Annotated in this window: 5 protein-coding genes; 2 read left to right on the forward strand and 3 right to left on the reverse strand. The window is 69.9% G+C overall.

Annotated elements, in window-relative coordinates; genetic code table 11:
• Positions 1-196 precede the first annotated feature (196 nt).
• Together AB0M52_RS29935 and AB0M52_RS29940 are read left to right on the forward strand one after the other, a co-directional pair.
• On the forward strand, positions 197-1,012 hold the full coding sequence (locus AB0M52_RS29935) for a helix-turn-helix transcriptional regulator (protein ID WP_363960696.1): 816 nt from the start codon (positions 197-199) through the stop codon (positions 1,010-1,012).
• A complete protein-coding gene (locus tag AB0M52_RS29940; RefSeq protein ID WP_363960698.1) occupies positions 1,009-1,194 on the forward strand; it encodes a DUF397 domain-containing protein in 186 nt (61 codons plus the stop codon). The genes AB0M52_RS29935 and AB0M52_RS29940 overlap by 4 nt, the downstream gene beginning before the upstream one ends.
• Before the next feature lie 95 nt (positions 1,195-1,289).
• Here the strand turns inward: AB0M52_RS29940 and AB0M52_RS29945 are convergent, their stop codons facing one another.
• The 3 genes from AB0M52_RS29945 to AB0M52_RS29955 all read right to left on the reverse strand — a co-directional run bounded on the left by AB0M52_RS29945 (position 1,290) and on the right by AB0M52_RS29955 (position 4,319).
• The gene (locus tag AB0M52_RS29945) at positions 1,290-3,077 is read right to left on the reverse strand and encodes a 5'-nucleotidase C-terminal domain-containing protein (RefSeq protein WP_363960690.1); all 1,788 of its coding nucleotides are present in this window, start codon (positions 3,075-3,077) and stop codon (positions 1,290-1,292) included.
• 161 nt (positions 3,078-3,238) lie between these two features.
• Positions 3,239-3,901: a nucleotidyl transferase AbiEii/AbiGii toxin family protein gene (locus tag AB0M52_RS29950; RefSeq protein WP_363960692.1), complete on the reverse strand. Its 663-nt coding sequence runs from the start codon at positions 3,899-3,901 to the stop codon at positions 3,239-3,241.
• A 76-nt stretch (positions 3,902-3,977) separates the two neighbouring features.
• Positions 3,978-4,319 carry a hypothetical protein gene (locus AB0M52_RS29955; protein ID WP_363960694.1) on the reverse strand — a complete coding sequence of 114 codons (342 nt, stop codon included), beginning with the start codon at positions 4,317-4,319 and terminating at the stop codon, positions 3,978-3,980.
• Between the last annotated feature and the right edge of the window lie 981 nt (positions 4,320-5,300).

A 5,300-nucleotide genomic window follows, 5' to 3' on the forward strand; every position in this document is an offset into this window, starting at 1 on the left:
ACGGGGGAAGCGCGGGGCGGCCCCGAAGCAGAACCCGCCCCAGCCCTCCCCGGCGTGGAGCGGATCCGCATGCGTGACAGTCTGCTGAGGACACCACTACTCTCGATACGTGCTCGCGCTGAATGCGCTGGTCAGGGCGGGCAGCGGGGGTGTTTGGGCGGCGTACCGACGGAACAGGGCAGGAGATGGGGAATCGATGGGGAGCGTCACGGACTACGTGTTGATGGAGCTTCGCCTGCTTCGTACGTCGCTCGCCCTGAGTCAGGACGACTTCGGCCGGACCATCGGCTACTCGGGTTCGCACGTCAGCTCGGTCGAGACCGGTGGGCGTCCGCCGACCAGGGATTACATGCTCGCGGTCGATCGTGCGCACGATCCGTCGTACGACTCAGAGCTGGCGGGCAGGTTCACCCGGATGCTGCGGGAGCTGTCCAAGCTCGACCCGACACCGACCTGGCTGCGGGAGTGGATTCTGTTCGAGCGGGAGGCGACGACGCTGCGCTGGTTCGAGCTGTCCTACCTTCCGGGCCTGCTCCAGACCGAGCGGTACGCGCGGGCGACCCTGGCCGGCGGTCGGTTCACCGCCGAGGAGGTCGACGAACTCGTCGCGTCCCGGCTGGAGCGGCAGGCGATCCTGGAGCGTGAGCGGCCGCCGCAGCTCATCGCCGTGGTGGACGAGAGCGTGCTCCGCCGGCCGGTGCTCGACCAGCCGGGATTGATGGCCGAGCAGTTCGACCATCTCATCGAGCAGGCCAAGCGGGAGCACATCCAGTTGCACGTCGTGCCGGCCGACGCCGGGATGTATCTCGGCCTGGCCGGGCAGTTCATCATCGCCGAACTTCCGGACGGTGCCCGCGTTGCCTATGCAGACAACCAGCTCAAGGCGCAGATCGTCGATGCGTCCGCCGATATCGCTAAGCTTGCCAAGACGTGGGAGATAGTGCGCAACGAGGCTCTCTCCCGTCGGCAGTCGATCGAGCTGATCAAGGAAGTGGCGAAGTCATGGACGTGATGGCCCCCCAGTGGCGCAAGTCGACCAGGTCCGGCGGCAACGGTGGAGCCTGCGTCGAGGTCGCCGACAACCTGCCGGGCGTCGTGCTGGTGCGCGACACCAAGGACCGGGACGGCGGCACCCTCCGCGTCAACCCCGCGTCGTGGCAGTCCTTCGTGGACCTGGCCAAGCGGCTCGGCTGACAAAGGCCAGCCGGCAGCCGAGCAAACGGCTCACCTCCGCACGGAACGAGACGAGGCACCCCCAGCGTGAACGCCGGGGGTGCCTCGTTCAGCGGTCAGAAGACCGGGACGCCCTCGCGGACCAGGCGCCAGTTCGGCTGGAAGAAGTCGGCCGGGTCGATCGCGCCCCGGGCCTGCGCCCAGTCGATGAGCAGCTGGCGGATCTCCTGCTGCGCGTTGTACACCTGGGTCTTCACGATGCCGGGGAAGTTACCGCCGCCGCTGCGCCGGTAGTTGTTCACCGCCACCACGAACTGCGCGCCGTCGGCCACCGGCGTGTCGGTGCCGGGCAGGACCAGCCGGGTGATCCGCTGGCCGACCGGGCGGGAGATGTCGATGTCGTAGTCGATGCCGGAGAAGGCGTCGTAGTTGTAGTCCGGCACCGCCGGGTCGCTGATCGTGTCCGGGTTGACCGGGGCACCCGGTGCGTGGGTGCGGAAGTACTTCGCGGAGAACTCCAGGTAGGCCCGCACCTCGGCGCCGCTGAGCACGACCGCCTCGAGGGTGTTGTCGTACACGTACAGCCCGGCCACGTCGCGGATCTTCACGTCGCCGGCCGGGAAGACCGCGGTCCGGCTGAACGGCGCCGCGATCGACAGCACGGGCAGCCCCGCGTACGCGGTGCCGGCGAGCGCCGCGCTGACCGTCTCGGTCTGTACGTGGTTGATGAAGTCCAGGATCGGGGTGTCCTGGTAGCGGGACTCGGCGGCCGACAGCTCCACCGTGGACCGGGCCACCACCTGGTTGACGTACGCGACGGTCTTCTCGTGCTGCTTGCGGACCGCGGCCAGGACCTTCGGGTCCTCGACCACCGTGTTGGTGTTCAGCAGGGTGGCGGACTTCTTGGTGATCTTCCACTGGCCGCGTTCGCGGATCAGCGTGAAGTCCATCCGGGTCAGCCGCTGGCCCCACCGCGACGGCTCGGAGAGCAGCACCTGCTCGCCGGTGCTCTGGTTGGTCACGAACCGCTCGGGCACCTCCGCGTGGGCGTGCCCGAACAGGATCGCGTCGATGCCGGGGACCTGCTCGGCGATCATCGCGGTCGGGTTTTCGACCGGCAGCTCCGGGCCGTAGCTGGAGGTGCCGCTGTCGCCGCCGTGCGCCGAGATCAGGATGATGTCCGCGCCCCGGTCTCGCATGATCGGCACGTACTTCGCGGCGGTGGCGATCATGTCGTCGAAGCGCAGCACGCCCTCGACGTGCGCCCGGTCCCAGATCGCGGTGCCCGGGTTGGTCAGGCCGAGGATGCCGACCCGCACCGGCGGTGCGGCGAAACCGGGCGAGACCTTCTTGATGACGTACGGCAGGAAGGCCGGCTTGCCGGTGGCGACGTTGATCGCGTTGGCGGCCAGGGCCGGGAAGCCGAGCTGGCGGATCCACTTGTCCAGCAGCGGCAGGCCGTAGTTGAACTCGTGGTTGCCCAGGGTCACCGCGTCGTACTCGATGACGTTCATCGCCCGGGCCATCGGGTGCTTCTCGCCGGTGACGGTGATCGGCTCCTGCTTGGCGTAGTACGTGGCCAGCGGGGTGCCCTGGATCGTGTCACCGGCGTCGAGCACCACGGTGGCCTTGCCGCGCCGCTCGGCGCGGATCTGGTTGATCAGGGTGGCCAGCTTCGCCACGCCGATGTCGTTCTGCCTGCTGTCGTCGTACTCGGCGTCCCGGTAGTAGTCCCAGTTGTAGACGTTTCCGTGGGTGTCCGACGTACCGAGCAGGGTGAGGTCCCAGGTCCGCTTCGGGCCGGTCGCCGCCGCGGGCGCGGCGGTGACCAGCGGTGCGGCGGCCGCCGCGGCCGCGGCGACGATCACCTGGCGGCGGGACGGGCCGGTGGGAGAGGGGGTCATTTGCTGCCCTTCCAGACGGTTGATGGCGCCTCATGGGCACCGCCGGCACCATAACCAGCGAAGGTAACAGTGGCCACAACAGCCAGCCCCGTTTGCGGGAAGGGCCCGTATGCGGCGCGAGAGCTGCACCTGCTCGCCCGTCGGAGGGCGGACGGTGGGTCTCAGCGTGGCCAGGCGGCCAGCTGCCGCCGAACCTGGGCGATGTCGGCGGAGCCGAGGCCGTAGCGGGCGAAGCGACGGTCCGGGATGCGGTCCAGGTAGCGTCCGGCCGCCCGGATGTCCTCGTCGTCCAGGGCCGGGTCGAGTTGCCGGGCGAGGTCCAGCAGCTCGGCCACGTCCCGGTGCTCCAGGGCGGCCGCCACGTCGATGTAGTCGCGTACCTCGCGCCGGTTGACCAGGGCGGCGGTCTTGTTGGCGATCAGATCCCGTACGTCCATCACCGGCCCGAGGTCCATCATCACCACCGGGCTGCGGTGCCGGTCGAGTCGCGCCAGGCTGAGCCGGATCTGCCGGCCGTCCCGACCGACCACGAAGTCCCGCATGTCCCGGTCGAAGCCGTCGAACAGGTCGGCGAGGTCGCTGTCCGGATCCGCGTCGACCACCTCGAAGCCGGCGGCCTCCAGCGCGGCCCGGACCCCGGCCGCCGCCGCGGCGGCGGCGCCCTCCACGTCGGCGAAGAGGTCGACATCCTCGGTGGGGCGGGTGACCAGTCCGTGCACGGCCCACGCCACCCCGCCGCCGAGTACGAAGCGGTGCGGCCCGGCGACCGCCAACGCCACCCGGGCCACCTCGCGGTAGAACTCGTGCGGATGCGCTCCGCTCACGCCGCCGCCTCGCTCTGCTCCGCGTCGGCGCGAGGTGCCACGCTGCTGAGCCGGATGGTTCGCTCGCTCCGCTCGCTCACGCCGACCGGAGACCCCGGTGCCGGGTCTCCCAGGCCAGCCGTACGCTGCGGGGCAGGTTGAGCAGTCGCCACACCCGGCGAAGGGTCCGGCCGTTGACGAGCTGGCGTAGGTCGTCGGCGCTGGTGGTCTCCCGCAGCACGTTCTCGTACATCCAGAGCAGCTGGTCGGGGTCGCGTAGGTCGAAGGCGCGGTCTGCGCTCCACATCAGCCGCACCGGCAACTCCACCACCCCCCGGGTGGGCCCGCGCAGCTCGGCCAGCGTCCGGGCCACCACGGCGGGACGGCCGGGCCGGGCCAGGTACGCCACGCCGGTCGCGGTGGGGGAGACGGCCTGCATGCTGTCAGGGTAACCCCACCGTGGCCGAAAGCGGACCTGCGACCTGCGCTGCCGGTACGCACACGCCGCTCGCCGCGCATCGCGATCGAGTTGGACGTCCGGTTTCCGCGTTCCGTGACCGCATCGCCGGGGGAGTTGGACCTCCGCTTTCCGCGTGCCCTGACCGCATCGCCGGGCAGTTTGACCTCCGCTTTCCGCGTGCCCTGACCGCATCGCCGGGCAGTTTGACCTCCGCTTTCCGCGTGCCCTGACCGCATCGCCGGGCAGTTGGACCTCCGGTTTTCCGCCATGCCGGTCACCAGATGCCGGTGCGGAGATGTCCGGTTCCGCGGGCCCGGTCACCGATGACAGCGAGTGGGATTTCCGGTCTCTGCGTTCCGGTCACCGCGCCTCGGTGGATCCGCCGGTCGAGCCGGACGACGCGGCGGAGTCGGATGTCCGGTTCCGCTTGCTGGCCCGACGCACCCTGCGAACGTTTGTGGGGGACGTCTCGAATGTCCGGTCTCCAGCCGTGGCTGCGGCATGGCTGACGGCGGAATCGTGGCGGGGGTGGGGGCGTTGTAACCCGTGGCTGATCGAGCAGGGCCGCTTGCCCTCCGTGGGTGTGGGTGTGGCCGGCGGTTCGGCGGAATGATCCGGGCCGGTCGGTCGTTGTACATGGTCCCGGCGCCGCGAAGGGCCCTCCCGCCCCGCGAGCCGCCGGCCCGGCCTCGGCCCCGGGAATGATGGTGGCCGGTTGGTCGTTGGACATGGTTCCCCCGATGGGCGCCACCCGCGATGGGTGTGCGGGCCCTCGGATCGCGGATCTGATCCGCCTCTCTTCTTCCCTCTTGGTCTTTCAGCGTCCGTGTAGGGCGCTCACCCGCGTGCCGTTCCCCCTTTGTGCCGGCGCGTGGACGTCTACCCCCGAATGGAGTTTTGATCATGACTTCGATGCTGCGTAAGAGTGTTCTGGGTGTTGCTGGTCTGGCTTTCGCCGGT

Source organism: Micromonospora sp. NPDC051296 (genome assembly GCF_040682255.1).
In the GTDB taxonomy this organism is placed as follows: domain Bacteria; phylum Actinomycetota; class Actinomycetes; order Mycobacteriales; family Micromonosporaceae; genus Micromonospora; species Micromonospora craterilacus.

Coding starts and splice junctions, on each gene's coding strand:
- AB0M52_RS29935 (WP_363960696.1), top strand. CDS start 197: ATGGGGAGCGTCACGGACTACGTGTTGATGGAGCTTCGCCTGCTTCGT.
- AB0M52_RS29955 (WP_363960694.1), bottom strand. CDS start 4,319: ATGCAGGCCGTCTCCCCCACCGCGACCGGCGTGGCGTACCTGGCCCGG.
- AB0M52_RS29945 (WP_363960690.1), bottom strand. CDS start 3,077: ATGACCCCCTCTCCCACCGGCCCGTCCCGCCGCCAGGTGATCGTCGCC.